Annotated in this window: 27 protein-coding genes and 1 other annotated feature; of the genes, 19 read left to right on the forward strand and 8 right to left on the reverse strand. The window is 54.0% G+C overall.

The features are described from left to right. Positions 1-41: 41 nt before the first annotated feature. Positions 42-1,268 (forward strand): YidR family protein, encoded by a 1,227-nt coding sequence (locus tag KI228_RS00060; RefSeq protein WP_042323505.1) that lies wholly within the window; start codon positions 42-44, stop codon positions 1,266-1,268. On the opposite strand, the gene KI228_RS00065 is transcribed toward KI228_RS00060, so the two are convergent. After that, positions 1,269-1,601 carry a YceK/YidQ family lipoprotein gene (locus tag KI228_RS00065; protein ID WP_042323504.1) on the reverse strand — a complete coding sequence of 111 codons (333 nt, stop codon included), beginning with the start codon at positions 1,599-1,601 and terminating at the stop codon, positions 1,269-1,271. Between the two features lie 241 nt (positions 1,602-1,842). Then, positions 1,843-1,917: a sequence feature (ROSE (Repression Of Heat Shock gene Expression) occurs in the 5'-region of heat shock genes and acts as an RNA thermometer to modulate expression.), on the forward strand. On the opposite strand from KI228_RS00065, the gene ibpA reads away from it, so the two are divergent. From ibpA to KI228_RS00080, 3 genes are all read left to right on the forward strand, one after another. After that, positions 1,911-2,324 (forward strand): small heat shock chaperone IbpA, encoded by a 414-nt coding sequence (gene ibpA, locus KI228_RS00070; RefSeq protein ID WP_006687722.1) that lies wholly within the window; start codon positions 1,911-1,913, stop codon positions 2,322-2,324. Its footprint overlaps the feature before it by 7 nt. 110 nt (positions 2,325-2,434) lie before the next feature. Further along, positions 2,435-2,863 carry a small heat shock chaperone IbpB gene (gene ibpB, locus KI228_RS00075; RefSeq protein ID WP_042323616.1) on the forward strand — a complete coding sequence of 143 codons (429 nt, stop codon included), beginning with the start codon at positions 2,435-2,437 and terminating at the stop codon, positions 2,861-2,863. Between the two features lie 263 nt (positions 2,864-3,126). Continuing rightward, positions 3,127-4,788: a putative transporter gene (locus KI228_RS00080; RefSeq protein WP_042323501.1), complete on the forward strand. Its 1,662-nt coding sequence runs from the start codon at positions 3,127-3,129 to the stop codon at positions 4,786-4,788. 2 nt (positions 4,789-4,790) lie between these two features. On the opposite strand, the gene KI228_RS00085 is transcribed toward KI228_RS00080, so the two are convergent. After that, positions 4,791-5,507, reverse strand: a complete 717-nt coding sequence (locus tag KI228_RS00085; protein WP_042323499.1) for a GntR family transcriptional regulator — start codon at positions 5,505-5,507, stop codon at positions 4,791-4,793. A 222-nt stretch (positions 5,508-5,729) separates the two neighbouring features. Between KI228_RS00085 and KI228_RS00090 the strand changes: the two genes are divergently transcribed. From KI228_RS00090 to KI228_RS00110, 5 genes are all read left to right on the forward strand, one after another. Continuing rightward, positions 5,730-7,352, forward strand: coding sequence for an alpha-glucoside-specific PTS transporter subunit IIBC (locus tag KI228_RS00090; RefSeq protein WP_042323497.1), 1,623 nt, complete (start codon positions 5,730-5,732; stop codon positions 7,350-7,352). Then, a complete protein-coding gene (locus tag KI228_RS00095; RefSeq protein WP_042323495.1) occupies positions 7,349-8,671 on the forward strand; it encodes a 6-phospho-alpha-glucosidase in 1,323 nt (440 codons plus the stop codon). Before KI228_RS00090 ends, KI228_RS00095 begins: the two co-directional genes overlap by 4 nt. A gap of 92 nt (positions 8,672-8,763) precedes the next feature. After that, a complete protein-coding gene (locus tag KI228_RS00100; protein ID WP_042323492.1) occupies positions 8,764-9,111 on the forward strand; it encodes a YidH family protein in 348 nt (115 codons plus the stop codon). Next, the gene (locus KI228_RS00105) at positions 9,101-9,463 is read left to right on the forward strand and encodes a DUF202 domain-containing protein (RefSeq protein WP_042323490.1); all 363 of its coding nucleotides are present in this window, start codon (positions 9,101-9,103) and stop codon (positions 9,461-9,463) included. The genes KI228_RS00100 and KI228_RS00105 overlap by 11 nt, the downstream gene beginning before the upstream one ends. Positions 9,464-9,477: 14 nt before the next feature. Further along, a complete protein-coding gene (locus tag KI228_RS00110; protein WP_224267563.1) occupies positions 9,478-10,038 on the forward strand; it encodes a radical SAM protein in 561 nt (186 codons plus the stop codon). On the opposite strand, the gene dsdA is transcribed toward KI228_RS00110, so the two are convergent. After that, the gene (gene dsdA, locus KI228_RS00115) at positions 10,035-11,357 is read right to left on the reverse strand and encodes a D-serine ammonia-lyase (protein ID WP_042323488.1); all 1,323 of its coding nucleotides are present in this window, start codon (positions 11,355-11,357) and stop codon (positions 10,035-10,037) included. The genes KI228_RS00110 and dsdA overlap by 4 nt on opposite strands. Positions 11,358-11,374: 17 nt before the next feature. Next, entirely contained in the window at positions 11,375-12,712 is a 1,338-nt protein-coding gene (gene dsdX, locus KI228_RS00120) for a D-serine transporter DsdX (protein WP_042323486.1), read from the reverse strand. A 230-nt stretch (positions 12,713-12,942) separates the two neighbouring features. Between dsdX and dsdC the strand changes: the two genes are divergently transcribed. Then, positions 12,943-13,899 carry a DNA-binding transcriptional regulator DsdC gene (gene dsdC, locus KI228_RS00125; protein ID WP_042323485.1) on the forward strand — a complete coding sequence of 319 codons (957 nt, stop codon included), beginning with the start codon at positions 12,943-12,945 and terminating at the stop codon, positions 13,897-13,899. Positions 13,900-13,955: 56 nt separating this feature from the next. After that, complete coding sequence (locus KI228_RS00130; RefSeq protein WP_042323483.1) at positions 13,956-15,005, forward strand: cellulase family glycosylhydrolase; 1,050 nt, start codon at positions 13,956-13,958, stop codon at positions 15,003-15,005. Here the strand turns inward: KI228_RS00130 and emrD are convergent. The 3 genes from emrD to tisB all read right to left on the reverse strand — a co-directional run bounded on the left by emrD (position 14,932) and on the right by tisB (position 17,335). Next, positions 14,932-16,116, reverse strand: a complete 1,185-nt coding sequence (gene emrD, locus KI228_RS00135; protein WP_042323482.1) for a multidrug efflux MFS transporter EmrD — start codon at positions 16,114-16,116, stop codon at positions 14,932-14,934. The genes KI228_RS00130 and emrD overlap by 74 nt on opposite strands. A gap of 179 nt (positions 16,117-16,295) precedes the next feature. Further along, positions 16,296-17,129, reverse strand: a complete 834-nt coding sequence (locus KI228_RS00140; RefSeq protein ID WP_042323481.1) for a DMT family transporter — start codon at positions 17,127-17,129, stop codon at positions 16,296-16,298. A 116-nt stretch (positions 17,130-17,245) separates the two neighbouring features. Further along, complete coding sequence (tisB, locus tag KI228_RS00145) at positions 17,246-17,335, reverse strand: type I toxin-antitoxin system toxin TisB (protein ID WP_042323479.1); 90 nt, start codon at positions 17,333-17,335, stop codon at positions 17,246-17,248. Positions 17,336-17,858: 523 nt separating this feature from the next. On the opposite strand from tisB, the gene ivbL reads away from it, so the two are divergent. The 3 genes from ivbL (at position 17,859) to ilvN (ending at position 20,053) form a co-directional block, all read left to right on the forward strand. After that, complete coding sequence (ivbL, locus tag KI228_RS00150; protein ID WP_042323476.1) at positions 17,859-17,957, forward strand: ilvB operon leader peptide IvbL; 99 nt, start codon at positions 17,859-17,861, stop codon at positions 17,955-17,957. Between the two features lie 107 nt (positions 17,958-18,064). Further along, positions 18,065-19,759 carry an acetolactate synthase large subunit gene (ilvB, locus tag KI228_RS00155; protein WP_042323474.1) on the forward strand — a complete coding sequence of 565 codons (1,695 nt, stop codon included), beginning with the start codon at positions 18,065-18,067 and terminating at the stop codon, positions 19,757-19,759. A 3-nt stretch (positions 19,760-19,762) separates the two neighbouring features. Next, a complete protein-coding gene (gene ilvN / locus KI228_RS00160; RefSeq protein WP_042323472.1) occupies positions 19,763-20,053 on the forward strand; it encodes an acetolactate synthase small subunit in 291 nt (96 codons plus the stop codon). A gap of 1 nt (position 20,054) precedes the next feature. On the opposite strand, the gene KI228_RS00165 is transcribed toward ilvN, so the two are convergent. Beyond that, positions 20,055-20,840 carry a DeoR family transcriptional regulator gene (locus KI228_RS00165; protein WP_042323470.1) on the reverse strand — a complete coding sequence of 262 codons (786 nt, stop codon included), beginning with the start codon at positions 20,838-20,840 and terminating at the stop codon, positions 20,055-20,057. 326 nt (positions 20,841-21,166) lie between these two features. On the opposite strand from KI228_RS00165, the gene rbsK reads away from it, so the two are divergent. The 5 genes from rbsK (at position 21,167) to uhpB (ending at position 26,621) form a co-directional block, all read left to right on the forward strand. Beyond that, a complete protein-coding gene (gene rbsK / locus KI228_RS00170; protein ID WP_042323468.1) occupies positions 21,167-22,087 on the forward strand; it encodes a ribokinase in 921 nt (306 codons plus the stop codon). 27 nt (positions 22,088-22,114) lie between these two features. Then, on the forward strand, positions 22,115-23,428 hold the full coding sequence (fucP, locus tag KI228_RS00175; protein WP_042323466.1) for an L-fucose:H+ symporter permease: 1,314 nt from the start codon (positions 22,115-22,117) through the stop codon (positions 23,426-23,428). An 11-nt stretch (positions 23,429-23,439) separates the two neighbouring features. After that, on the forward strand, positions 23,440-24,453 hold the full coding sequence (locus KI228_RS00180) for an aldose 1-epimerase family protein (protein ID WP_042323465.1): 1,014 nt from the start codon (positions 23,440-23,442) through the stop codon (positions 24,451-24,453). 75 nt (positions 24,454-24,528) lie between these two features. Further along, entirely contained in the window at positions 24,529-25,119 is a 591-nt protein-coding gene (gene uhpA / locus KI228_RS00185; RefSeq protein WP_042323463.1) for a response regulator transcription factor UhpA, read from the forward strand. Next, the gene (uhpB, locus tag KI228_RS00190; protein WP_042323461.1) at positions 25,119-26,621 is read left to right on the forward strand and encodes a signal transduction histidine-protein kinase/phosphatase UhpB; all 1,503 of its coding nucleotides are present in this window, start codon (positions 25,119-25,121) and stop codon (positions 26,619-26,621) included. The genes uhpA and uhpB overlap by 1 nt, the downstream gene beginning before the upstream one ends. Position 26,622: the final 1 nt, after the last annotated feature.

Genomic DNA, 26,622 nt, shown 5'->3' on the forward strand with positions numbered 1-26,622 from the left:
TGAAGTATGATTGATGAAATTGTCCTTGACCCGAGCATCCCATGAAGCAAGTCACCTTTACGCCGCGTAATCATCAGCTTACCAATACCCGGACCTGGACGCCTGACAGCCACTGGCTGGTTTTTGACGTCCGTCCGTCAGGGGCTTCTTTTACCGGCGAGACCATTGAACGGGTGAATGTCCATACCGGTGAGGGGGAGGTGATTTATCGCGCAACGCAGGGAGCGCACGTCGGTGTGGTAACAGTGCATCCGCAGGCGGAGAAATATGTGTTTATTCATGGGCCTGAAAACCCGGACGCGACGTGGCAATACGACTTTCATCATCGTCGTGGCGTGATTGCCGAACAGGGACAGGTGACAAATCTGGACGCGATGGATATCACTTCTCCCTACACGCCGGGTGCACTGCGCGGCGGCAGTCATGTTCATGTTTTCAGCCCTGACGGCGAGTTTGTCAGCTTTACCTATAACGACCATGTGATGCATGAACGTGATTTGGCACTGGATTTACGCAACGTTGGCGTCGCGGTGCCTTATGGACCGGTGGCGGTATCCGCGCAGCACCCGCGTGAATACAGCGGTAGTCACTGGTGCGTACTGGTCAGCCAGACAACGCCTGACCCCACGCCGGGCAGCGATGAAATCACTCGTGCCTATGAAGAGGGCTGGGTGGGAAATCATGCGCTGGCGTTTATCGGTGATACGCTTTCCGTCAATGGTGAGAAAGTGCCTGAGCTGTTTCTGGTAGAACTGCCGCAGGATGAGGAGGGCTGGAAAACGCCAGGAGAGGCCCCTCTGGAAGGCACCGACGCAACCTTGCCCTCACCGCCGCGCGGTGTTGTCCAGCGTCGGCTGACGTTTACCCATGCACGCCGCTTTCCCGGGCTGGCGACGGTTCCGCGCCATTGGGTGCGCAGCAATCCGCAGGCAACAGAGATTGCGTTCCTGATGCGCGATGACGTGGGGATTGTGCAACTTTGGCTGATCCCGGCCCAGGGAGGCGAGCCTCGCCAGTTGACGCATCATGCCACGGGCATTCAATCCGCGTTTAACTGGCACCCGTCGGGGAAATGGCTGGGATTTGTGCTGGATAACCGTATCGCCTGCTGTGATGTCCACAGCGGCGACATTATCTTTTTAACCCAGAATCACGGCAATCCACCCTCTGCGGATGCCGTGGTATTTTCGCCAGACGGTCAGTTCGTGGCGTGGATGGAAGAGGTAGATGGTTTCCGTCAGCTGTGGATGACAGAAACCGGGCGGTAATCAGGGAGCCGGCATTTTCGCAGGAGGGATGACGGAGTTGGTTACCTGTGTTCTCTCCTCGCTTCTTTCGACACGCGATCTGACCGAATTATCTTTGCGGAACAGATCCCACGGCAACAGGAGCGTGTCCATTACCGCAGTAAAGGGCATATCCAGTATGGCCAGCGATTTAGTACCCCAGTTTGTTTCGTCATCTCCTATCATAGCGGCGCTGGCGCGGGTGCCAGGATAAGTTCCCTCTTTACCACCGGTATGTGACATTACGCTGGAGCAACCACTCAGTAAAACCATCCCACTGCACATCATCAGCGTTAACAACACATTTCTTATCATGATTTATTCATCTGTTGATCATCGGTGTTTGCACGATGAGTTATAACGATCCCTTGCCAGAAATAACATCCTCATCACGTCGCATTGTGGCGGCTATCGCACTTTAACGTTTAGTGCGCTTCCACCCAGTCTATGCAATAGACAGCAAACTGTAAAAAAAGTCAGTCAGGGATGCTTGAAAAGTTCGCAATCAGACCCATTTTGATGGTGTAGGCAAATGAAGAACACGCCTGATGGGTGTTCTGACTACCCGGCCTGTCCATGATGGAAGGTCAATGACATTCTCGCTGATTTCAGGAGCTATTGATTATGCGTAACTTTGATTTATCCCCGCTATACCGTTCTGCTATTGGTTTCGACCGTCTGTTTAATCTGCTGGAAAATAACCAGAGCCAGAGTAATGGCGGCTACCCTCCGTACAACGTTGAGCTGGTAGACGAAAATCATTACCGCATTGCTATTGCCGTTGCCGGTTTCGCGGAGAGCGAGCTGGAAATCACCGCGCAGGATAACCTGCTGGTGGTGAAAGGTGCGCATGCGGACGAGCAAAAAGAACGGACTTACCTTTACCAGGGCATCGCGGAACGCAACTTTGAGCGTAAGTTCCAGTTAGCTGAGAACATCCATGTTCGCGGCGCGAATCTGGTCAATGGTCTGCTGTACATCGATCTCGAGCGTGTGATTCCGGAAGCGAACAAACCGCGCCGTATCGAAATCAATTAATTCTGTCGGGCCGCGCTACGCGGCCTGTTATCCCAGGCTTGCCGACAGGGAGCCGATGCGAATCTACGGATTTGCAGATATCACTCGCTTCTTAGAAGGAGATTATGATTATGCGTAACTACGATTTATCCCCACTGCTGCGTCAATGGATCGGTTTTGACAAACTGGCCACCGCGTTACAAAACACCGGCGAAAGCCAGAGCTTCCCACCCTATAACATTGAAAAAAGCGACGATAATCACTATCGCATTACGCTTGCGCTGGCTGGTTTCCGTCAGGAAGATCTGGATATTCAACTGGAAGGCACCCGCCTGACCGTTAAGGGCGCGCCGCAGCAGCCTGAAAAAGAAACCAAGTGGTTGCATCAGGGACTGGTCACCCAGTCGTTCAGCCTGAGCTTTACGCTGGCTGAAAATATGGAGGTTTCCGGAGCGACGTTTACTAACGGGTTGTTGCATATCGATTTAACCCGTAACGTCCCGGAAGCAGTGGCTCCACAACGCATTGCCATTAGCGAACGTCCTGCATTAAATAGCTAATTTAGCTCCTTGCCTTTGCCCCGCCAGAAATGACGGGGCTTTTTTGTGCGCGAAGACAGCCCCGGATGTAGGGAGTGATGCCATTACCTGAAGAAAGCATTCAGCAACTTCAGTTTGCGATGAGGAAAAAGAGGTGGAAACGCCCATCATAAGGGCGCTTTAGCGTCGTTTCAGCATCAGAATGTGCGCCACCCTGCATATATGCCTGAACGGTTCAGTCATAATCCACTTAAATAGAAATGTTATTCACAGGGAACAAAAAAATGAGTGATATAGCATTGACGGTCAGCGTTCTGGCGTTGGTGGCGGTTGTCGGATTATGGATCGGCAATATCAAGGTGCGGGGTGTCGGCTTTGGCATCGGCGGCGTGTTGTTCGGCGGTATCATCGTCGGTCACTTCGTCGATCAGGCTGGAGTGACGCTGAGCGGCGATATGCTGCACTTCATCCAGGAATTTGGCCTGATTCTTTTTGTCTACACCATTGGGATTCAGGTGGGACCGGGGTTCTTCGCCTCGTTGCGGGTTTCTGGCCTGCGTCTCAATCTGTTTGCGATTTTGATCGTCATCATGGGTGGGCTGGTCACCGCAATTCTGCATAAAATTTTTGCCATTCCGCTGCCGGTGGTGCTGGGGATATTCTCCGGTGCGGTCACCAATACCCCAGCGCTGGGTGCCGGACAACAAATCCTGCGCGATCTGGGTACACCAATGGAGCTGGTGGACCAGATGGGGATGAGCTACGCCATGGCGTATCCGTTTGGGATTTGCGGTATTTTGCTGACCATGTGGCTGATGCGCATGATATTCCGCGTCAATGTGGAAGCGGAAGCGCGGCAGCATGAATCGACGCTCACTAACGGGCATTCGTTGATTCAGACCATCAATATCCGCGTTGAGAACCCAAACCTGAATAATATGGCGATTCAGGATGTGCCGATCCTCAACAGCGATAAAATTATCTGCTCACGCCTGAAACGTGAGGAGACGCTGATGGTGCCGTCGCCAGGAACCGTGATTCAACTGGGTGATTTGCTGCACCTGGTTGGGCAGCCTGGCGATCTGCATAACGCACGACTGGTGATTGGTCAGGAGGTAGATACCTCACTGTCGACCCGGGGGACCGATTTGCGCGTTGAACGTGTCGTGGTGACCAACGAAAAAGTGCTCGGCAAACGCATCCGCGATTTGCACTTTAAAGAGCGTTATGACGTGGTGATCTCGCGCCTAAACCGTGCGGGTGTTGAACTGGTAGCCAGCAGTGATGCCAGTCTGCAATTTGGTGACATCCTCAATCTGGTGGGGCGACCGACCTCGATTGATGCCGTTGCCAATGTTGTCGGTAACGCCCAGCAAAAACTGCAACAGGTACAGATGCTGCCGGTGTTCATTGGCATCGGTCTGGGTGTGCTGTTGGGGTCAATTCCGCTCTTTGTTCCCGGCTTCCCGGTAGCATTAAAACTAGGCCTGGCGGGCGGGCCGCTGATTATGGCATTGATTCTGGGGCGTATTGGCAGCATTGGTAAGCTGTACTGGTTTATGCCGCCGAGTGCGAACCTTGCGCTACGTGAACTGGGGATTGTGCTGTTCCTTGCGGTGGTGGGGCTGAAATCGGGCGGTGACTTTATCGATACGCTGACGAAGGGCGACGGTTTGAGCTGGGTGGGCTACGGTATTTTTATTACCGCTATCCCGCTTATCACCGTCGGTTTACTGGCACGTATTTTTGCCAAAATGAACTACCTGACGCTGTGCGGGATGTTGGCTGGTTCGATGACCGATCCGCCGGCGCTGGCGTTCGCCAACAACCTGCATGCCACCAGCGGTGCGGCGGCGCTGTCATATGCGACGGTGTATCCGCTGGTAATGTTCCTGCGCATTATCACCCCGCAATTGCTGGCGGTGATTTTCTGGGGACTCGGCTAACCTCAGACGGAGTCCGGGTGGACGCGCCGTAAATGGTAGTCCACCTGATACTCGCTGGCGTTTCTGAACATGACTGAATAATTCAAAAACTCCCCGCTATCGCTGTAGGACAGTGACGTAATCCGTAGCAACGGTGTCTGCTCCGGAACATTCATTTGGGTTGAAAGCTGTTTATCCGCAAGTACAGGTGACAGACTTTCATAATTACCGCTGATCGTGATCCCGCACTCTTTTTCGATGTAATCGAATTTTGACCCCTCCAGATGGATAAGTGAGAGGTTGCGGAAGAGTTTTACCGGCATATAACTGTCTTCCAGCATTAAGGGCTTACCGTCAACATAACGTACGCGGCGCGAAAAATAGATACGTTCGTTAATCTGAATACGAAGCTGGCTGGCAATCGCCGGGGGCGCAGGCATGAGTTCGAAAATCAGTACCTGACTGGTCACCTCTTTCCCCTGTTGCTTCAGTACTTCTGCCAGTCCGGTCAGGTTGGTGGTTTCATGATGGACATCTTTGCGCGCCACGTAGGTGCCACTCCCGTGACGACGCACGACTAAACCCCAACCCACCAGCACCTCAATCGCTTTACGGATCGTCATTCGCGAGACCGCAAATTCGACGGCGAGCTTTTTTTCACCCGGTAACGGGCTTCCGATGTTGTAATCGGAAGAGTTCAGGCGAATTCGTAGTCGTTCTGCTATTGATTTGTAGATCACTACCAGACCTCTTTTTCCCTTTAAACACCGCTGATAAAACCTTCAGATGCCTAACTTTTATTAAAAAAGTAGACCTCATTGATGAAATTAAAACCATGAAAGCGATCACGAATCGTCGCGACATGTCATGTCCTGAGGATCGCAACTTTCTATTCTCGTGTCAGGCCAGCAATCACTACAAAAAAGGCCTCTCCCTACTGGTTGTTACATGAGGATGTGAAAATGCTCAGTCAAATACAACGTTTTGGTGGCGCGATGTTCACCCCGGTACTGCTCTTTCCCTTTGCCGGTATTGTGGTGGGTATTGCCATCATGCTCCGTAACCCACTTTTTGTGGGTGAAGCGCTCACCGATCCCAACAGTCTTTTTGCACAAATCGTCACCATTATTGAAGAAGGCGGGTGGGCGGTGTTCCGCAATATGCCGTTGATTTTTGCCGTCGGTTTGCCCATTGGTCTGGCAAAGCAGGCTCAGGGACGTGCCTGTCTCGCAGTACTGGTCAGCTTCCTGACATGGAATTACTTTATCAATGCGATGGGGATGACCTGGGGCCATTTTTTTGGCGTCGATTTCAGCGTAGATCCGACAGCGGGTAGCGGTTTGACCATGATGGCCGGGATTAAAACGCTTGATACCAGCATTATTGGCGCTATTGCCATTTCAGGTATTGTCACCGCGCTCCATAACCGTTATTTCGATAAGCCGTTGCCGGTTTTTCTGGGGATTTTCCAGGGATCGTCATTTGTGGTCATCATTGCCTTCCTGGTGATGATTCCCTGCGCCTGGCTCACTTTGCTGGGGTGGCCAAAAGTACAAATGGGTATTGAATCGCTGCAGGCGTTTTTGCGTTCTGCCGGAGCCCTTGGTGTGTGGGTCTATATTTTCCTCGAACGCATCCTTATCCCAACCGGTTTACACCACTTTGTCTATGGGCCGTTCATTTTTGGTCCGGCGGTGGTTGAAAGTGGTATTCAGGTTTACTGGGCACAGCACTTGCAGGAATTTAGCCAGAGTATTGAACCGCTGAAAACCCTGTTCCCGGAAGGTGGCTTTGCGCTACATGGTAATTCTAAAGTCTTTGGCTCAGTCGGCATTGCGCTGGCGCTCTACTTTACCGCCGCCCCGGAAAACCGTGTAAAAGTGGCCGGTTTACTTATCCCAGCGACGCTAACGGCCATGCTGGTGGGGATTACCGAACCACTGGAATTTACTTTCCTCTTTATCTCGCCGTTGCTTTTTGCTGTGCACGCGGTGCTGGCAGCCTCAATGGCGACAGTAATGTACCTGTGCGGTGTGGTGGGCAACTTTGGCGGTGGTCTGTTGGATCAATTCCTGCCACAGAACTGGATACCGATGTTCCATAACCATGCGTCAATGATGTTTATTCAGATTGCCGTTGGCGTCTGTTTTACGGGCCTCTATTTCGCCATCTTTCGCGCACTGATCCTGCGTTTCAACCTGAAAACGCCGGGTCGTGAAGAGAGTGAAATCAAACTCTACAGCAAAGCCGATTACCAGGCCGCGCGCGGAAAAACCAGCGCAGCAGCCGCTTCTGATAACCAATTGGGTCAGGCTGCCGGTTTACTACAGGCGCTCGGTGGCGCTGCCAACATCGAAAGTATTAACAACTGTGCCACCCGGTTACGTATCACCCTGATTGACATGGCAAAAACCCAAAGTGATGACGTCTTCAAAGCGCTCGGTGCGCACGGCGTTGTGCGTCGCGGTAACGGTATTCAGGTGATTGTTGGCCTGCATGTTCCTCAGGTTCGCGACCAGCTCGAAACGCTAATGAAATCTTCTTTATCAAACGAACATATCCCCATGACGGAGGCAGTATCATGAAAAAATTCTCGGTGGTAATCGCGGGCGGCGGGAGTACTTTTACGCCAGGTATCGTACTGATGTTGCTGGCAAATCAGGACCGGTTTCCCCTGCGTTCACTGAAATTCTATGACAATGACGGGGCGCGTCAGGAGGTGATTGCCGAGGCGTGCAAAATCATTCTCAAAGAGCAGGCGCCGGAGATCGCGTTTAGTTACACCACCGATCCCGAAGCAGCCTTTACCGATGTGGATTTCGTGATGGCGCACATTCGCGTAGGGAAATACCCGATGCGCGAAAAAGACGAAAAAATCCCGCTGCGTCACGGTGTATTGGGCCAGGAAACGTGTGGACCCGGAGGGATCGCCTATGGCATGCGTTCAATCGGCGGCGTGCTGGAACTGGTGGACTATATGGAAAAATACTCGCCCAATGCCTGGATGCTGAACTACTCCAACCCGGCGGCGATTGTGGCGGAAGCAACCCGTCGTCTACGGCCGAAAGCTAAAATTCTTAATATCTGCGATATGCCGATCGGGATTGAAGGACGCATGGCGCAGATCGTTGGCCTTAAAGATCGTAAACAGATGCGTGTTCGTTACTATGGCCTGAACCATTTTGGCTGGTGGACGTCGATTGAAGATCTGAACGGAAACGATCTGATGCCAAAATTACGCGAATATGTGGCGAAAAATGGCTATGTGCCGCCTTCTGACAATGTACATACCGAAGCAAGCTGGAATGACACGTTTGCCAAGGCCAAAGACGTGCAGGCGCTCGATCCCCAAACGATGCCCAACACCTACCTGAAATACTATCTCTTCCCGGACTATGTGGTGGCGCATTCCAACCCGGAACGCACCCGCGCCAACGAAGTGATGGATCACCGTGAGAAGCATGTCTTCAGCGCCTGTCGGGCGATTATCAATGCCGGTAACGCTTCTGCGGGTGAGTTGGAGATTGATGAACATGCTTCCTATATTGTCGATCTGGCGGCAGCTATCGCTTTTAATACTCAGGAGCGGATGTTACTGATTGTGCCGAACAATGGGGCAATTCATAACTTTGATGCGACGGCAATGGTAGAAATTCCATGCCTGGTGGGACATAACGGCCCGGAACCGTTAACCGTAGGCGATATTCCGCACTTCCAGAAAGGGCTTATGAGTCAGCAGGTGGCGGTTGAAAAACTGGTGGTGGATGCCTGGGAACAACGTTCTTACCAGAAGCTCTGGCAGGCGATCACCTTATCCAAAACGGTACCCAGCGCGTCTGTGGCAAAAGTCATTCTCGATGATTTAATTGAGGCGAATAAAGGCTACTGGCCGGAATTACACTAAACCTCCTGACCGGCATCGGACGATGCCGGTCTCCTCGTTCCTGTCGATTTAGGCTATTCTGGAACCTGCTTGCAGCCCGACAAGGAATATTCATGAAACTTTCTCGCCTCGGAGAATCACCGGATTACCGCTTCTCGCTGGCAAACGAGCGTACTTATCTGGCGTGGATCCGCACTGCGCTGGGTTTTCTCGCCGCAGGCGTCGGACTTGACCAACTGGCGCCAGACTTCGCCACGCCGGTGATCCGCGAGCTGTTAGCATTGCTGCTCTGTTTGTTTGCTGGCGGCCTGGCGATTTACGGTTATCTGCGTTGGTTACGCAATGAAAAGGCGATGCGGCTGAAGGAAGATTTACCTTATACCCGCGCTCTGCTGGTTATCAGTATGATTTTGACGATTGTGGCGATCGTCGTTATGGCGCTAGTGCTGTATGCCGGATAGCCGTAAGGCCCGTCGCATAACCGATCCGGGACTGCAGCCGGAGCGTACCTCGCTGGCATGGTTTCGTACTCTGCTGGGCTATGGCGCGCTGATGGCGCTGGCAGTGAAACATCACTGGCATCAGGCGGGGCTTTTGTTCTGGGTCTCAATTGTGGTGCTGGCAATCGTGGCCATCATTCTCTGGGGCTATACCCGCAAGCGTAATCTGATGGATGTTTCGCTCCTCGATTTTTCCCAATCTCGCGCGGTTCGTGACAAATTTATGATCTCCCTCGCGGTGTTATCTCTCGCAATATTGTTTGCTGTAACGCACGTTCGCCAACTTATCCTCTTGATCGGAAATTTAGCATGACAGGATGTCAGGTCATGGCCAAACCGGCCAGCTCTTGTTGTAACCTGGATTGTCGTCACTGCTTCTACAATGATACTGCTTACCTGTCTGTGGTGGTAAATCGCCAGAACAGTCAATGGCCTGAACCGTTGTATCAGCAACTTCGCCAGAGCGGCGCTTCTCTGCTGCAGTTTATTCCACTCGTGGAGCGAGATGAACGCGGCATGCTGACGGCAGAATCGGTGGAGCCGCAGGTGTGGGGAACATTTCTCACTGCGGTATTTGATATCTGGGTGCGTGAAGATATTGGACGTATACATATCCGGCTTTTTGATATCGTGCTGAATGTGTGGTGTGGGTATTCACGGTATGAGGAAAAAACGGCGGTCAGCCCTGACTGTCAGCGCTGCACAGTATTTCGTTTTTGTCATGGAGATTGTCCAAAACATCACGATGAGAGGGGGAAAAGTGTGCTGTGCGCTGGATACAGTGAGTTTATCCATTATACCGCGCCGCACATGCGCGTGATGCGCGATCTGATCAGGCAGCATCGCTCACCGACAGAGCTGATGGCGATGCTGCGCGCAGAATGTTAGCGTCCTTTCGCTAGGTATTGCGCCATTTCTGCTTCTGGCACCATGCCGCCACCCGTCGCCCAGACCAGGTGCGTGGCATTATTAAGTTGCTCAGCGCTAATGCCCTGCATCTGCTGATAGTCAGTGGATGCGCAGACGCGCTGAGGCCCGGCCATTCCCGCCAGTGCTGACGGTTCCAGACGAATGTCCTCCTCCTGTGCCAGCCAGCCCAGCATGTCGTACATAGACCGATCGCTGAGGGTATACAACCCGTCCAGCAGACGTTCCATCGCTCTGCCGACAAAGCCGGATGCACGTCCTACTGCCAGACCATCTGCCGCTGTCTGGTTATCGATACCGATTTCCTGCACGGCGATCTTGTCGTGCAGCCCGGTATACACGCCCAGCAGCATGCATGGGGAATGGGTGGGTTCAGCGAAAAAGCAGTGCACGTTATCGCCAAATGCCAGTTTCAGACCAAACGCCACCCCGCCAGGGCCACCCCCCACGCCACACGGCAGATAAACAAACAGCGGGTGATCGGCATCCACCACGCGGCCTTGCTGTTCGAATTGCGCTTTCAGACGCTGCCCGGCAACCGCATAACCTAAAAACAGCGTGCGGGAGTTTTCATCGTCAATAAAGAAGCAGTTTGGATCGGACTCCGCTGCTTTGCGACCCTGCTCAACCGCCACGCCGTAATCTTCTTCGTATTCGACAACGGTGACGCCGTGGCTACGCAGTTTGGCTTTCTTCCATGCACGGGCATCCGCAGACATATGCACCGTAACGTTAAAGCCAATGCGGGCGCTCATAATGCCGATAGACAGCCCCAGGTTGCCGGTTGAACCCACGGCGATGCTGTACTGGCTAAAGAAGGCTGTGAACTTTGGCGAAAGCAGAACGCTGTAGTCCTCTTCGGGGGTCAGCATACCGGCTTCCCGCGCCAGTTTTTCGGCGTGCGTCAGGACTTCATAAATGCCGCCGCGCGCTTTAATTGAGCCAGATATTGGCAGATGACTGTCTTTTTTCAGCAGGATTTCCCCGCTGATTTTCTGTCCGTACTGCTTTTCCAGACGTTGTTGCATAGCCGGAATGGCGACGACCTCAGATTCAATGATCCCTCCGGTCGCAGCGGTTTCCGGGAAGGCTTTTGCCAGATACGGGGCGAAGCGCGCCAGACGGGCGTGGGCACCTTTAACGTCTTCTTCCGTCAGCCCCACATAAGGTAAACCTTCCGCCAGAGAGGTGGTTCCCGGGTTGAACCAGGTCGTTTCTCGTAGAGCCACCAGCTCCTCCACCAAAGGATACTGGGCGATGAGTTTTTGTATGTTTTCCATAGGACGTCTCTTTGCGCTTAGATGATAAAGGAAAGCAGGAATGTGCAAGCCAGTGCAATGACCGAGGCGATAAATGTCGCGGTCGTATAGTATTTGAACGTCTCATTCAGGGTGGCGCCGCAGTATTGCTTAACCAGCCAGAAGAGGGAGTCGGTGACGATCGTGCAGCCAATGGCGCCGGAACCAATGGCAATGGCGATGATCTCCGGACTGACGTTGGGATACATCGGCAGCATCGGCGCGACAATCGCCGTGGCGCCCATCATCGCCACTGTGGCAGAACCGACCGCCGCATGCAGAATCAATGCGACCAGCCAGGCCAGCAGAATCGGGTGCATATCCATGTTGGAGAGGATCACCGCTAACGTATCTGCCAGACCGCTGCTCTTGAGGATGGCGTTGAACGCGCCGCCCGCCCCGATGATCAGCAGGATATTGGCGATAGAACCAAAACCGTTTTCGGTATGGGTGAGCAGTGTGCTCATGCCGATATGCTGGCGCAGGCCGAGAATGTAATACGCCACAAAGACGGCAATAAACATGGCAGTAATCGGGTTGCCGATAAATTCCAGCAGGGTGTACAGCGTGCTGCCTTTGGTCATGTTCAGCTCAGCCACGGTTTTCACCAGCATCAAACCAATCGGCAGGAGGACGGTAAACAGTGTTGCACTTAACGACGGCAGCGTGTTTTCCTCGCGGACTTTGAGGTCTGCAAACTCAGCGGGAACCGGTTTGAACGGTAGGCGATTGCCAAGAAACTTCAGGAACAGCGGGCCACCGATCAACGACGCCATCAGGCCAACCAGCAGGCCGTAGACGATCACCGAACCAATATCCGCCCCCAGTTTATTGGCAACAAACAGCGCTGCCGGATGCGGCGGCACGACGCAGTGAACGGCCATCAGTGCGGTACACAGTGGGATAGCCAGTTTCAGCAGAGAAGTGTTGGTTTTTTTCGCGATGGAGAATGCGAGAGGAATTAACAATACCACGCCCACTTCAACGAACAGCGTGATCCCGCAAATCAACCCCACCAGCACCATAATGACGTCAGCGGAGAGCCAGCGGCAGCGCTGTAGCGTTAAGCCGATGCGTTCCGCCGCGCCGGAAACCTCCATCATTTTACCGAGAATGGTACCAAGACCGATGACGGCGGCGAGGAAGCCGAGCGTACCGCCGATCCCGTTTTCGATAGCATTGACCATGTCCAGCGGTCCCATGCCCATCATGGCCCCCACAAAGAAACTGGCGAGCAGCAGTGCCAGGAATGGGTGGAATTTGAATTTCACGATGGTCAGTACAATTAACACAATGCTAATTAGCAGCGTGCTCACAACCCAGATTTGAGAGTGCATATCTCACCTTGCCCTGTGATTTACCTGCCCCTATTGGACAAAAATTCGGCGTGCGGTGACAAACGATATAAATCCTCTTACACATGAATCAGATTGAATCAAAGAGGTGATTTGTATCGAATATTCGCTCAATTTTGCGATATGGTTCACTCTCATTCATCTTTAAGCTGATTTTTTCTGCGATCTTTTTTACACTTCGCCGGACTGAAGCTGAAGTCACCGAGGTACTCATGGAACCCCTTCGCGAAGTCAGAAACCATCTTCTGAACGGTTGGCAATTATCCAAACTGTACACATTTGAAGTGGCGGCGCGGCATCAGTCTTTTGCGATGGCCGCAGACGAGTTATCGCTGAGTCCCAGCGCCATCAGCCACCGCATTAACCAACTGGAAGAGGAGTTGGGGATCCAGCTTTTCGTGCGATCGCACCGCAAAGTGGAACTCACCCATGAAGGTAAGCGGGTATTCTGGGCGCTGAAATCGTCGCTGGATACGCTGAACCAGGAGATCCTCGATATCAAAAACCAGGAACTCTCCGGGACGTTGACCGTCTATTCTCGTCCGTCTATTGCGCAATGCTGGCTGGTGCCAGCGCTCGGTGATTTCACCCGCCGCTATCCGTCGATTTCGCTCACCATATTAACGGGCAACGACAACGTGAACCTGCAGCGCGCTGGTGTCGATCTGGCGCTCTACTTTGACGATGCGCCTTCGGCCCAACTGGAGCATCACTTCCTAATGGACGAAGCGATTCTCCCCGTCTGTAGCCCGGATTATGCCCAACGCTTTGATTTAATGGGATCTCTGGTGAATCTTTCGCATTGTACGCTGCTGCACGATCGCCAGGCCTGGAGCAATGATTCAGGGACCGACGAGTGGCATAGCTGGGCGCAACATTTTGCCGTGAATTTGCCGACATCGTCGGGAATTGGCTTTGATCGGTCGGATTTAGCGGTGATTGCTGCCATGAACCATATCGGCGTGGCGATGGGACGCAGACGTCTGGTACAAAAGCGACTGGAGAGCGGTGAGCTGGTCGCTCCTTTCGGTGAGATGGCGTTGACCTGTCACCAGCATTACTACATGACGACGCTACCCGGCAGGCAATGGCCGAAAATTGAGGCCTTTATCAACTGGCTGCATGAGCAGGCGAAGTCGTTTTCCGCAAGCGAAACTGCTACACGGTAAATAAAAAAGCGTGCTAAATACGTGATATCGCGCCTGCAACATTGCTGAGGATCATCGTGATTAAACCTCTTGTCTCGCTGTTTGTGTTTGCCAGTTTTGCCGTGGGGGCAGCGCAACCGCCGCTGACGGCGGCGCATTATGCGCAGCAACTCGGTGTGGGAATGGACGTCGACTGGGCGCGTACCGAGCAAGGTATTCGGGAGTTCGACCCGCTGGTGGTGCGGGACTTCAAGGCAAAAGGGATTGCTCATGTGCGTATTCGGGTCATCGGAGAACCCACAGAGGCGCGACTTATTCATCTGCGTAAACTGGTGGAGGCCTGCGAGCAGTTCGGCGTGATCCCAATTATCGCTTTTCAGGCGGACGAGTATAAAAATGACCCCAGTGCGAGCAACGAAAAAGAGGTGATCAACTGGTGGGTCGCGGTGGCGCACTATTTTGCCCACAGTGCACCGCTGCTGGGGTTTGATCTGATTTACGAACCGGCCGGTAAGCTGAATCATAATCTGACGTCCCTGAACCGGGTGTATGACAAAACTATTCGTACTATCCACGCCATCGATCCGCAACGGATGATTTTTGTCGCACCGCGTCTGCGTGCTGCACCGGAAGATTTGCTCAATCTCAGGCTACCGTCGCAGAGTCAGAACTATGTCCTGGCTGAATGGCATATCTTCCCGTGGGGGCCGGTGAAAAATAACGGTAAATACCCCTGGACGTCCGGGACGGCAGCAGAGAAAGCGGCGATTCGCGCGCGCATCAATACCGCTGTGCACTGGCAGCAAAAAAGTGGGCATGTCAGTTGGGTTGGTGGTTGGGCCCCGGGAGAAACCAGCAAGAATCCACCGTCCTCTTCTCAACTTTCCTTTGCCACGTTCATGGCATGTGAGCTGAAGAAGGCGAAAATTCCCTACGCGATCAACGCCGATACGCAGTTTTACGATGGGGAAGAAGGGGCCTGGCGGCCCGCGCACGAGCCGCTGTTAAGGGCGATGATAGCGCCGGACTGCGAAACGCCCGGCCAGACGGTTGTTAAATCGCTTGCCCCTGGTGTGAAAAACGCGCCGCCAACGGTAGCCAGCAAAGCAAAATCAACAGCCCCATAAGCGTCATCAGCAGCCCGAGGCTACCCTGCCCGGTTTGCGGCAGCATGGCGGAAAGCCATGCCAGTACGCCGGAGCCGATGTTTTGCAGACCGCCCACCAGCGCGCCCGCAGTACCAGCGAGGAACGGGAATGGCTCCATCGCGCCGCTGGTCGCCAGCGGGAATAGCATCCCGGCACCGAAGAAGAACAGTGCGGCGGGGATCAACAGTGTCCAGACGTTCATCACGCCAAACCAGCCGGGGATCCACATCATCAGCCCGGCCAACAGACAACTCACCACCGATTGCCACATTAGCGTTGAGAAGCGCTTATTCGGGCGACCGGCAAACCATGCGCCGAAAAACGCCGCCGGGATCGGCAGGATAAACAGGATACTCACCACCATACTGCTCAGCCCGAGCACCGCGCCCATCAGCACGCCTGAACAGGCTTCGAATACCGCGATACCGGCCAGTCCACCAATCAGCATTAGCAGATAGCAGTTAAACGCGCTGTGACCAAACAAGGTTTTATAGCTGGTCATCAGCCGCGTGCGCGGCGCGCCAGTGGGACGTGTTTCCGGCATCCAGCGCGCCATGCTGAAGGTGACGCCCGCACAGAGTACAAGCAAGAAAACGTAACAGGCGCGCCAGTTCCACATCGTATCCAGTAGTCCGCCAATGAGCGGCGCCAGCAGCGGACTGACCAGAATACCCATATTCAGCATGCTGTTGGCGTGGCGCAGCTGCGTGCCTTCATACAGATCGCGCGGCAAGGTCCGTGCCATCACCCCGCCGACGCCGGTTCCCATTCCCTGCAACGCGCTGGCGGCGATCAGCACCGTCAGACTGTGAGTCGTAATGGCGACCAGCGTGGCGAGCATAAAAATCGACATTCCGACGAGGATCACCGGGCGGCGTCCTACGCGGTCAGAAAGCGGGCCATAAAACAGTTGCGATACGCCATAGGTCAGCAGATAGGCTGCCATAACGCTTTGTACGGCCCCTTCGCGAACGTTTAGCTCGCGAGCCATGTCGGCAATGGCAGGAATATAAATGGTTTGCGCCATCTGACCCACCGCCACAAGTAATACCAACATCAACAACAAATTGACGTTTCTCTGCCTTTTCATTTCGCTGAATACTTTTCAAAAAGAGAAAAAATAAGAATAAGGTGCTGCGCATTCCCATAAATGCGAGTGAAATCTACCACACTAAAAAAAGAAGGCCAGATGGCAGGCGGGAATGAAAAGAGGCTGAACGGCAGGATATGTAAACAAAAAACGGCAACAAATGTTGCCGAGTGTGTGTTCTAGGACAGGCGTAACAGAATGGCTCCGGCGGCAATCCCACCGGCAGCCACGAGGCGTAATCCCGCGACCCGCTCTTTCAGCAGTAGCCAGGCGATAAGCGCGCCGAACAGGATTGAGGTTTCACGCAGTGCAGCGACCACTGCCAGCGGCGCGAGGGTCATCGCCCAGAGCGCCAGTCCGTAAGAACCCATGGTGGCAATGCCGCCAAAAATCCCTTTCTTCCAGTGCTGCGTCAGATAGCGCAATGCCTCACGACGACGGGCCATCATCGCCCATCCCAGCAGGCAGGAGCCGTTCAAAAAGAAGGTCCAGAGCGTATATCCCAGCGCCGTTTCCGAGAGCCTGACACCGGTGCCGTCGACCAGCGTATATCCGGCGATGAAACAGGCGTTAATCAGCGCCAGCACAATGCCCTGCTGCGAACGAGCGCGACCATTAAATGCCATGCCGAGGATGGCGGCGCAGATCACCGCAATACCCGTCCAGGCCAGCGCGGACAGGCTGTCACCAAGAAACAGTACGCTGATGATAGCCACCAGCAGCGGTGCCGTCCCGCGCATTAGCGGATAAGTCTGGCTCATATCGGAGACAGTATAGGTTCTGGCGACCAGCACGGTGTAGACCACCTGTAATACGGTTGAGGCGGCTAAAAACGGGATACTGGCGGTTGAAGGCTGTGGCGCAAAGGGCAGACACACAAGCGCCATGATGGCGGCGGAACCACTGACGCTGATGGCAGCGTAGAGCTTGTCGTTTCCGGCTTTCACAATGGCGTTCCAGCTGGCGTGCAGCAGCGCGGCGAACAACAAAATGCAGAAAACAGAAAGGGTCATAGCACAGGCGTCATCAGGGAGTGTCATAAAAACGTAACATATCATCGCTACACAAGCATCTGCGATGTAAAAGGGGAGCGGTTGCCCGCTCCCCTTTGGTGCGACTTGAATCTGAATTACTTCAGGTATTTCAGAACAGCATCAAGCAGTTGCATGGCTGCAACGATGAGTTTCAGGATAAGAATAGCGATATCCACGAGGCTCATACGCGTCTCCTTTTGGCAAAGGAGCACGGTGCTGACGTACCTTTCCGCCGCCTGTTACCAGCACCTTTGTTGACATAACACAGTGTGCTCACCGGGGGGTTAAGGCGCTGACGGCACCACCCGTTTCAGCCAGGACTTTGTTGCGCCGGTTTACGATGCGGCCCCACCTAACACATTGCGTACTGAGATATTATAGATAAACACTGTATAAATGAACAGTTATTTATGGACAGTACCGAGCTTCTGATCCATACTCAAAAGCGTCAAAATTCGTGTCGAAATTGCGTGTTCTTCGCAGAACGCGTATACTTTTGCTGTTGACATAACACAGTGTGCTTTGCGGCAACCAACCGCATAACGCTGAAAAAACCTCGCTCCGGCGGGGTTTTTTGTTTTGGCCGCTTTTTCCTGGCGAAACGTGATCGTCGACGCATTTTTACGCAGATGATAATTTTTCCGTTGTCAGCTTATGAAAGCTGTGCTTGTATAAATCCTGTTAATCATTAAACAGACAAGGTCCCTAATGAACTCTTCCATGCTGACGTCGACCCTACTAAAAACTGCGCCATCTAGCGCAGCGGTCGTCGTGCGTGTGGTGGTGGTCGTCGGCAATGCGCCGTAGGGTCCGGAACAACACACGATTCCAAAACCCCGCCGGCGCAAACCGGGCGGGGTTTTTCGTTTAAGAGACCTGCCCGGAGCGTCGGCCCAGAACAAAAGGACTGGAGTATGGCAAGTTCGGGCACAACATCAACATCCCAGCGTACGCGTTTTACGGGCGCTGAATTTATCGTTCATTTTCTGGAACGTCAGGGCATCAAGATTGTCACTGGCATTCCGGGCGGATCGATTCTTCCCGTCTATGATGCCTTAAGTCAGAGCACGCAAATCCGCCATATTCTGGCACGCCACGAACAAGGGGCGGGGTTCATTGCGCAGGGTATGGCGCGAACCGACGGTAAACCGGCGGTGTGTATGGCCTGTAGCGGACCAGGTGCTACCAATCTGGTGACCGCTATCGCCGATGCGCGTCTGGATTCTATCCCCATGGTGTGTATCACCGGACAGGTCCCTGCCTCAATGATTGGCACCGACGCCTTCCAGGAAGTGGACACCTACGGCATCTCTATCCCCATCACAAAACATAACTATCTGGTCAGACATATCGATGAACTCCCGCAGGTGATGAGCGACGCATTTCGTCTCGCTCAGTCCGGACGTCCTGGCCCAGTGTGGATAGACATACCTAAGGATATCCAGATGGCGATTCTCGAGATTGACGAGATGCCAGAACCGGCAGAGAAAATGGCGCCGCCGGAATTCAGTGCAGACAGCATTCGTGACGCTGCCGCGATGATTAACGCCGCACAGCGCCCGGTGCTGTACCTCGGCGGCGGGGTGATTAATGCGCCGCAGCGGGTGCGTGAGCTGGCAGAAAAGGCGCAACTGCCAACCACCATGACGTTGATGGCGCTGGGGATGTTACCGAAGGCGCACCCGCTGTCGTTAGGCATGCTGGGAATGCACGGTGCGCGCAGCACCAACTACATCCTGCAGGAGGCGGATCTGCTGGTAGTGCTGGGCGCGCGTTTTGATGACCGGGCGATTGGCAAAACCGAGCAGTTCTGCCCAAATGCCAAAATTATCCACGTCGATATTGACCGCGCGGAACTGGGAAAAATTAAGCAGCCACACATCGCTATTCAGGCTGATGTGGATGAGGTTCTGGCCCAGTTGATTCCGCATATTGACGCGAACCCGCGCGCGGAGTGGCTGCAGTTGGTCAGCGATCTGCAACGCGAATTCCCGTGCTCTATCCCACAGGAGAGCGATCCGCTGTGCCACTACGGCCTGATCAATGCGGTAGCGGCCTGCGTGGATGATAACGCGATTATCACTACCGATGTGGGCCAGCATCAGATGTGGGCCGCGCAGGCCTATCCGCTGAACCGTCCTCGCCAGTGGCTGACTTCTGGCGGCCTGGGCACCATGGGATTTGGTCTGCCAGCCGCGATTGGCGCGGCACTGGCGAACCCGGATAAGAAAGTGCTGTGCTTCTCTGGAGACGGCAGTCTGATGATGAACATTCAGGAGATGGCGACCGCCAGCGAAAACCAGTTGGATGTGAAAATCATCCTGATGAACAACGAAGCGCTGGGGCTGGTGCATCAGCAGCAGAGCCTGTTCTACAAGCAGGGTGTTTTTGCTGCGACGTATCCGGGGACAATCAACTTTATGCAGATTGCCGCCGGGTTTGGTTTACAGACCTGCGATCTGAATAACGAAGCTGACCCGCAGGCCGCATTGCAGGAGATTATCAGCCAACCGGGGCCGGCGCTGATCCATGTCCGCATTGATGCGGAAGAAAAAGTGTATCCAATGGTACCGCCAGGCGCGGCAAATACTGAGATGGTGGGGGAATAAGCCATGCAGAAACAATCACATGAGAACGTCATTCTGGAACTCACCGTCCGCAACCACCCAGGCGTGATGACCCACGTCTGTGGGCTGTTCGCCCGCCGTGCATTTAACGTTGAGGGGATCCTCTGTCTACCGATTCAGAGCAGCGACAAGAGCCGTATCTGGTTGCTGGTCAACGACGATCAGCGTCTGGAGCAGATGATCAGCCAAATCGATAAGCTGGAAGATGTGGTGAAAGTGGTGCGTAATCAGTCAGACCCCACAATGTTCAACAAAATTGCTGTGTTCTTTGAGTAACTTAATCGCCGTCTGAATCAGGGGTAATCACCTTGACGGAACCGTTCCGGCAGTGGGCGACATAATCTGCCGGTAGCGGACGATCGCATATCAGGACATCAAAGGTGGAAAGCGGACCAATGCTGGCGGGGGCGACCTCATCGAACAGGGCGTAACGCGTCAGTAAAATTTTACGCAGTCCGCGATCCATTGCTTTGCGCTTGGTGGCGAGGTCGTCCGGGTTAAACCAACTGACGCCGAAGTGCTCGTGTACGCCGCTGGCGGAGATAAAGACTTTTCGCGGATTCAGGGAATCCAGCGCCGACGGGTTATTCGCATCGTAAAAGGCGTCGCTCTTCGCCCGATACGTTCCACCACAGAGGATCGCCGTGGCGTTGGGTTTTTCATTGAGCGCGATAAAGACCTGGTGCGAGTAGCAGATCCCGGTAAAGGCGATCTCATCCGGGATCATACTGATCACCAACGGCATCTCCGGGCCATTATCAAAAAAGATCAGATCGTTTTCGCTCACCAGACCGGCGGCCAGGATAGCGATGGGCAGATCGTCGCGATGATGGGGTTTTTTGGCCAGCAAGGGAGCACCCGCTGGCGCGGCGGGTTTACTGACCATCACTATATAGCCGCCGAGCAGCGTCAGGGGCAGCGGCTCGTCATCCTGGCTGAGATCCCGGCGAATGGTCATCACGGAGACTTCCAGCATCCGCGCGGCGTCTTTCAGATGGATGCGATCGGTCTTCTTCAACAGTTCCATCAGACGTCGAATACGTTCTTTTTGCTTGGTTTCCATTCACCTTCTCCGCGATTCATGTTGCGTATGTTCCATGAGTAACATTTTTGTGTCTCTCAGAACATCATCTTGCTGCATTACTATACGTCTGGCTGGCGGGAATTAAAAGCGCGTTTGTTCGCGTTTTTTTGATTGTAACTGGTTTAATTTCAGTTAATTGTAACAGTTTAGATGCTGTTTTTAGGTAACAGTGAGTCCTGGGGTGTGCAATAAATAAACAGAGAAATGATCTTCCAATCGCGATCGTAGTCACAAATGATACAGAAGTAACATGATAATGTTATTTTATTATCATTGTTATGTGATTGTTTCTGAGAGGGTGTAAAATGGATATCGCGGTTATTGGCTCCAACATGGTGGATCTCATCACTTATACCAACCAGATGCCCAAAGAAGGCGAAACCCTGGAAGCGCCGGCGTTTAAAATCGGCTGCGGTGGGAAAGGCGCGAATCAGGCCGTTGCGGCGGCGAAGCTCAACTCCAAAGTGCTGATGCTGACCAAAGTCGGCGATGATATCTTTGCAGATAACACCATTCGCAATCTCGAATCCTGGGGCATCAATACCACCTATGTCGAAAAGGTCCCGTGCACCAGTAGCGGCGTGGCGCCGATTTTTGTGAATGCGAACTCCAGTAACAGCATTCTTATTATTAAAGGCGCGAACAAGTTTCTCTCCCCGGAAGATATCGATCGCGCTGCGGAAGACTTAAAAAAATGTCAGCTTATTGTCCTGCAACTGGAAGTTCAACTGGAGACGGTTTACCACGCCATTGAGTTCGGCAAAAAGCATGGCATCGAAGTATTATTAAATCCCGCGCCGGCATTACGGGAATTAGATATGTCTTATGCCTGTAAATGTGATTTTTTTGTACCAAATGAAACTGAACTGGAAATATTAACCGGTATGCCGGTGGAGTCGTATGACCATATTCGTGCCGCCGCCCGTTCCCTGGTGGATAAAGGGTTAAACAATATTATTGTGACCATGGGTGAGAAAGGTGCGCTATGGATGACGCGCGATCAGGAGGTGCATGTCCCGGCGTTTCGCGTTAATGCTGTTGATACCAGTGGCGCAGGCGACGCTTTTATCGGTTGCTTTGCCCATTACTACGTTCAGAGCGGAGATGTCGAAGCCGCAATGAAGAAAGCCGTCCTTTTCGCTGCCTTTAGCGTCACCGGGAAAGGCACACAATCCTCTTATCCGAGTATCGAACAATTTAATGAATTTCTTACCCTAAACGAATAATACTCCTGCACTGTAAAAGGTAGCACTATGAACGATAAAAACATCATTCAGATGCCCGATGGGTATCTGAATAAGACCCCTCTGTTCCAGTTTATTTTGTTATCCTGTTTATTCCCATTATGGGGATGCGCAGCCGCATTAAATGATATTCTGATTACGCAATTTAAAAGCGTATTTTCACTCAGCAACTTTGCCTCGGCATTAGTTCAGAGCGCCTTTTATGGCGGTTATTTTTTAATTGCGATCCCGGCATCCCTGGTGATTAAAAAGACCAGTTATAAAGTGGCGATATTAATCGGTCTGACACTTTATATCGTTGGCTGTACGCTCTTTTTCCCGGCCTCGCACATGGCAACCTACACCATGTTCCTTGCTGCGATCTTCGCCATTGCGATTGGTCTGAGCTTCCTGGAAACCGCAGCAAACACCTACAGCTCAATGATCGGTCCAAAAGCCTATGCCACCTTACGCCTGAATATCAGCCAGACGTTTTATCCGATTGGCGCGGCATCCGGTATTTTGCTGGGTAAATATCTGGTCTTTTCCGAAGGCGATAGCCTGGAAAAACAGATGGCAGGAATGAATGCCGAGCAGATCCATAACTTTAAAGTACTGATGCTGGAAAACACCCTTGAGCCGTATAAGTACATGATTATGGTTCTGGTGGTGGTGATGGTGCTGTTCCTGCTGACCCGTTTCCCGACCTGCAAAGTGGCGCAAACCGCCAACCATAAACGTCCGTCGGCGATGGATACGTTGCGCTATCTGGCGAGCAATGCCCGCTTCCGTCGCGGCATTGTGGCACAGTTTCTGTATGTGGGGATGCAGGTGGCCGTGTGGTCATTCACCATTCGTCTGGCGCTGGAGTTGGGCGATATCAACGAGCGCGATGCATCTAACTTTATGGTCTACAGCTTTGCCTGCTTCTTTATCGGTAAGTTTATCGCCAACATCCTGATGACCCGTTTTAACCCGGAAAAAGTGCTGATTCTTTACTCCGTCATCGGCGCGCTTTTCCTCGCCTATGTTTCGCTGGCGCCGAGCTTCAGCGCCGTGTACGTCGCGGTGTTGGTGAGCGTCCTGTTTGGCCCCTGCTGGGCGACCATCTATGCCGGCACGCTGGATACGGTGGATAACGAACATACCGAAATGGCGGGCGCGGTGATCGTGATGGCCATCGTTGGCGCCGCCGTGGTCCCGGCGATTCAGGGTTATGTGGCGGATATGTTCCACTCGCTGCAACTCTCGTTCCTCGTCTCCATGCTGTGCTTTGTTTACGTGGGGATCTATTTCTGGCGCGAAAGCAAAGTGCGCAGCCTGGCTGAAGCGACCGCTTCCTGAGGAGAACGATGATGACAACACGTATCACGCTGTGGCGGACGCTCTTTGGTGAACATCCGCAAACCCTACTGGAGAACAGCGATTTCACGGTTACCGCCTTTCGTTACGCCAGCGGTGTGGAAGGGCTGAAGGTGCAGAACAGTCGTGGTCATCTGGTGATTCTGCCCTGGATGGGGCAGATGATCTGGGACGCACAGTTTGACGGCCATGACCTGACCATGCGCAACATGTTCCGCCAGCCAAAACCCGCTGCGGAAGTGGTGGCGACCTATGGCTGTTTTGCCTTCCATTCCGGACTGCTGGCCAATGGCTGCCCGTCGCCGGAAGATACTCACCCGTTGCACGGTGAAATGGCCTGTGCTGCGATGGACGAGGCCTGGCTGGAACTGGACGGCGACAGTCTGCGCGTGACCGGACGCTACGAGTATGTGATGGGATTCGGTCATCATTATCAGGCGCAGCCTGCGGTGGTAATGCGCAAAGCGAGCGCGCTGTTTGACATTCAGATGGCGGTGACGAACCTGGCGTCTGTCGCGATGCCGCTGCAGTACATGTGCCACATGAACTATGCGTATGTGCCGGAGGCGACGTTCAGCCAGAATATCCCGGATGAGGCGCTGCGACTTCGTGAATCGGTCCCGGCCCATGTGAAACCCACCGAACAATGGCTGGCGTTTAATCAACGGATATTACAAGGCGAAGCGTCACTGGCGACGCTTAATGAACCCAACTTCTACGATCCGGAAATCGTCTTCTTTGCCGACAAACTGGACAGGTATACGGATAAACCCGAATTCCGCATGATCGCCCCGGATGGCACCACGTTTGTTACGCGTTTCGCCAGTTCGGAGCTCAACTATGTGACACGCTGGATCCTGTACAATGGCGATCAGCAGGTGGCGGCATTCGCCCTGCCTGCCACCTGCCGCCCGGAAGGATTTCTCGCCGCCCAGCGAAACGGCACGCTGCTTGAGGTTCAACCGCAGCAAACCCGGACATTTACGGTCACCACCGGCATCGCCTGAACGCTCAAGGCTTGAACAGCAACGCGCTTATCGTTAAGGTAAGCGCGTTTTTTTCACCCTGCCAGGATGAACCCCATGATTACCGTTGCCCTTATAGACGACCACCTTATCGTTCGCTCCGGCTTTGCCCAACTGCTGGGACTGGAGGCGGATTTGCAGGTTGTTGCCGAGTTTGGCTCGGGGCGTGAAGCGCTGGCAGGATTACCGGGACGCGGCGTTCAGGTATGCATTTGTGACATTTCGATGCCGGATATCTCCGGTCTGGAACTGTTGAGCCAGTTGCCGAAAGGGATGGCGACTATCATGCTCTCTGTTCATGATAGCCCGGCACTGGTGGAACAGGCATTGAACGCCGGGGCGCGCGGTTTTCTCTCTAAACGCTGTAGCCCGGATGAACTGATTGCGGCGGTGCATACGGTGGCCACCGGCGGCTGTTATCTGACGCCAGAAATTGCCGTCAAACTGGCGGCCGGACGCCAGGATCCGCTGACCCGTCGCGAGCGTCAGGTGGCGGAAAAGCTGGCGCAGGGGATGGCGGTGAAAGAGATTGCCGTCGAGCTGGGACTGTCGCCGAAAACGGTGCACGTCCATCGTGCTAACCTGATGGAAAAACTGGGCGTCAGCAATGACGTTGAGCTGGCGCGGCGCATGTTTGACGGCTGGTAATGAAAACTCTGTTCTCGCGGTTAATCACCGTCCTCGCCTGTTTTTTTATCTTCTCTGCCGCCTGGTTTTGTCTGTGGAGTATCAGCCTGCATCTGGTTGAGCGCCCGGAACTGGCGGTACTGCTGTTCCCGTTTGGTTTACGTCTGGGGCTGATGCTGCAATGTCCGCGCGGCTACTGGCCGGTTTTGTTGGGCGCAGAATGGCTATTGACCTTCTGGCTGGCACAGGAAGTGGCGTTGGCGCACTTTCCCCTTTTGATGATCGGTAGCTTGCTGACGCTGCTGCCCGTGGCGCTGATTTCCCGCTATCGCCATCAGCGCGACTGGCGGACATTATTGCTTCAGGGAGCGGCGTTAACGGCGGCGGCGCTGTTGCAGTCGCTACCCTGGCTGGGGCAGGGGGAAGAGGCGTGGAATGCGCTGCTGCTGACCCTGACCGGCGGATTAACGCTGGCGCCGATTTGCCTGGTGTTCTGGCACTATCTGACCAGTACCACCTGGCTGCCGCTGGGGCCGGCGCTGGTGTCGCAACCGGTGAACTGGCGCGGTCGGCACCTGATCTGGTATCTGCTGCTGTTCAGCGTCAGCCTGTGGCTTCAGTTGGGATTGCCCGCGGAGCTTTCGCGATTTACCCCCTTCTGTCTGGCGCTGCCAATTATCGCGCTCGCCTGGCACTATGGCTGGCAGGGGGCGCTGATTGCGACGCTGATGAACGCTATCGCGCTGATTGCCAGCCAGACCTGGCACGATCACCCCGTGGATTTACTGCTCTCCCTGCTGGCGCAAAGCCTGACCGGGCTATTGCTTGGCGCTGGTATTCAGCGCCTGCGTGAACTGAATCAGTCGCTGCAAAACGAACTGGCGCGTAATCACCGGCTGGCGGAGCGTCTGCTGGAAACGGAGGAGAGCGTGCGCCGCGACGTGGCGCGTGAGTTGCACGACGATATCGGACAGACCATCACCGCTATCCGCACCCAGGCGGGAATTGTGCAGCGGCTGGCGGTGGAAAACGGCGGCGTCAAGCAGAGCGGGCAGCTTATCGAACAGCTGTCGCTGGGCGTCTATGATTCCGTGCGCCGCCTGTTGGGACGCCTGCGTCCGCGGCAACTGGACGATTTGACGCTGGAGCAGGCCATCCGTTCGTTGATGCGGGAAATGGAGCTGGAAAGCCGCGGCATCGTCAGCCATCTCGACTGGCGGATTGATGAGGCGGCGCTCAGTGAGAGTCAACGGGTGACGCTGTTTCGCGTATGCCAGGAAGGACTGAACAATATTGTGAAACATGCTAACGCCAGCGCGGTGACGCTGCAGGGCTGGCAGCAGGACGAGCGGCTGATGCTGGTGATGGAAGACGACGGCAGCGGGCTGCCGCCGGGCTCCGGGCAACACGGTTTTGGTCTGACCGGGATGCGCGAGCGCGTGACGGCGCTCGGCGGTTCGCTGACGATTTCCTGCACGCACGGTACGCGAGTCAATGTCTCGTTGCCCCTGCGCTACGTTTAAG

This window comes from Citrobacter amalonaticus (genome assembly GCF_018323885.1).
In the GTDB taxonomy this organism is placed as follows: domain Bacteria; phylum Pseudomonadota; class Gammaproteobacteria; order Enterobacterales; family Enterobacteriaceae; genus Citrobacter_A; species Citrobacter_A amalonaticus.

Excerpts from the sequence above, each read along its gene's own strand:
- KI228_RS00060 (WP_042323505.1), top strand. The coding sequence starts at position 42 with ATGAAGCAAGTCACCTTTACGCCGCGTAATCATCAGCTTACCAATACC.
- KI228_RS00065 (WP_042323504.1), bottom strand. The coding sequence starts at position 1,601 with ATGATAAGAAATGTGTTGTTAACGCTGATGATGTGCAGTGGGATGGTT.
- ibpA (WP_006687722.1), top strand. The coding sequence starts at position 1,911 with ATGCGTAACTTTGATTTATCCCCGCTATACCGTTCTGCTATTGGTTTC.
- ibpB (WP_042323616.1), top strand. The coding sequence starts at position 2,435 with ATGCGTAACTACGATTTATCCCCACTGCTGCGTCAATGGATCGGTTTT.
- KI228_RS00080 (WP_042323501.1), top strand. The coding sequence starts at position 3,127 with ATGAGTGATATAGCATTGACGGTCAGCGTTCTGGCGTTGGTGGCGGTT.
- KI228_RS00090 (WP_042323497.1), top strand. The coding sequence starts at position 5,730 with ATGCTCAGTCAAATACAACGTTTTGGTGGCGCGATGTTCACCCCGGTA.
- KI228_RS00095 (WP_042323495.1), top strand. The coding sequence starts at position 7,349 with ATGAAAAAATTCTCGGTGGTAATCGCGGGCGGCGGGAGTACTTTTACG.
- KI228_RS00100 (WP_042323492.1), top strand. The coding sequence starts at position 8,764 with ATGAAACTTTCTCGCCTCGGAGAATCACCGGATTACCGCTTCTCGCTG.
- KI228_RS00105 (WP_042323490.1), top strand. The coding sequence starts at position 9,101 with ATGCCGGATAGCCGTAAGGCCCGTCGCATAACCGATCCGGGACTGCAG.
- KI228_RS00110 (WP_224267563.1), top strand. The coding sequence starts at position 9,478 with ATGGCCAAACCGGCCAGCTCTTGTTGTAACCTGGATTGTCGTCACTGC.
- dsdA (WP_042323488.1), bottom strand. The coding sequence starts at position 11,357 with ATGGAAAACATACAAAAACTCATCGCCCAGTATCCTTTGGTGGAGGAG.
- dsdX (WP_042323486.1), bottom strand. The coding sequence starts at position 12,712 with ATGCACTCTCAAATCTGGGTTGTGAGCACGCTGCTAATTAGCATTGTG.
- dsdC (WP_042323485.1), top strand. The coding sequence starts at position 12,943 with ATGGAACCCCTTCGCGAAGTCAGAAACCATCTTCTGAACGGTTGGCAA.
- emrD (WP_042323482.1), bottom strand. The coding sequence starts at position 16,116 with ATGAAAAGGCAGAGAAACGTCAATTTGTTGTTGATGTTGGTATTACTT.
- KI228_RS00140 (WP_042323481.1), bottom strand. The coding sequence starts at position 17,129 with ATGACCCTTTCTGTTTTCTGCATTTTGTTGTTCGCCGCGCTGCTGCAC.
- tisB (WP_042323479.1), bottom strand. The coding sequence starts at position 17,335 with ATGAGCCTCGTGGATATCGCTATTCTTATCCTGAAACTCATCGTTGCA.
- ivbL (WP_042323476.1), top strand. The coding sequence starts at position 17,859 with ATGAACTCTTCCATGCTGACGTCGACCCTACTAAAAACTGCGCCATCT.
- ilvB (WP_042323474.1), top strand. The coding sequence starts at position 18,065 with ATGGCAAGTTCGGGCACAACATCAACATCCCAGCGTACGCGTTTTACG.
- ilvN (WP_042323472.1), top strand. The coding sequence starts at position 19,763 with ATGCAGAAACAATCACATGAGAACGTCATTCTGGAACTCACCGTCCGC.
- KI228_RS00165 (WP_042323470.1), bottom strand. The coding sequence starts at position 20,840 with ATGGAAACCAAGCAAAAAGAACGTATTCGACGTCTGATGGAACTGTTG.
- rbsK (WP_042323468.1), top strand. The coding sequence starts at position 21,167 with ATGGATATCGCGGTTATTGGCTCCAACATGGTGGATCTCATCACTTAT.
- fucP (WP_042323466.1), top strand. The coding sequence starts at position 22,115 with ATGAACGATAAAAACATCATTCAGATGCCCGATGGGTATCTGAATAAG.
- KI228_RS00180 (WP_042323465.1), top strand. The coding sequence starts at position 23,440 with ATGACAACACGTATCACGCTGTGGCGGACGCTCTTTGGTGAACATCCG.
- uhpA (WP_042323463.1), top strand. The coding sequence starts at position 24,529 with ATGATTACCGTTGCCCTTATAGACGACCACCTTATCGTTCGCTCCGGC.
- uhpB (WP_042323461.1), top strand. The coding sequence starts at position 25,119 with ATGAAAACTCTGTTCTCGCGGTTAATCACCGTCCTCGCCTGTTTTTTT.